Origin of the sequence: Corallococcus praedator, assembly GCF_003612125.1 — a bacterium.
GTDB lineage: Bacteria > Myxococcota > Myxococcia > Myxococcales > Myxococcaceae > Corallococcus > Corallococcus praedator.
Genome location: NZ_RAWI01001375.1, coordinates 1 through 394, shown reverse-complemented (window position 1 = coordinate 394; position 394 = coordinate 1). Strand labels below are relative to the sequence as shown.

General features: G+C 73.9%; 1 protein-coding gene. It reads left to right on the top strand.

Translation table 11 applies throughout. The features are described from left to right. Nucleotides 1-65 precede the first annotated feature (65 nt). On the top strand, nucleotides 66-394 hold a 329-nt coding region (locus D7Y13_RS44520; RefSeq protein ID WP_244222513.1), incomplete at its 3' end, for a hypothetical protein.

The following is a 394-nucleotide window of genomic DNA, read 5'->3' as shown; positions in this document are numbered from 1 at the left end:
ATGTCGTCCCGTCCGGACAGGGGTGCGGGGACTTCGCTTCGGTCGCCGTCCGGGCACGCGCCCGGATGCTGATCGGCGAGCAGCGCGCGGTCTCGGACCTGTGGGAGGCGGCGCGGAAGCGGCTCCCCTCAGCCCGCGAGGATCGTCCCGGCCAGCCCGTCTACGCGATCTCGGCGGCGCCCGAGCCGGGCGGGAGCGGCCTCCGTGCCGCAACGTTCGCCGACCTCGAGCTGCTCGTACCCGCCTGCGCTCTCGCGCACGAGGGCGAGCTCGGGATCGATCCCCTGCGCCGTGACGCCGACGGGTTTCGCTGGCGCACGCGGGCGCAGATCGACGAGGGCCGCTCGTGGCTCTGGGAGGAGGACGGAGTGATCCTCTTCAAGGCGGAGGCGTC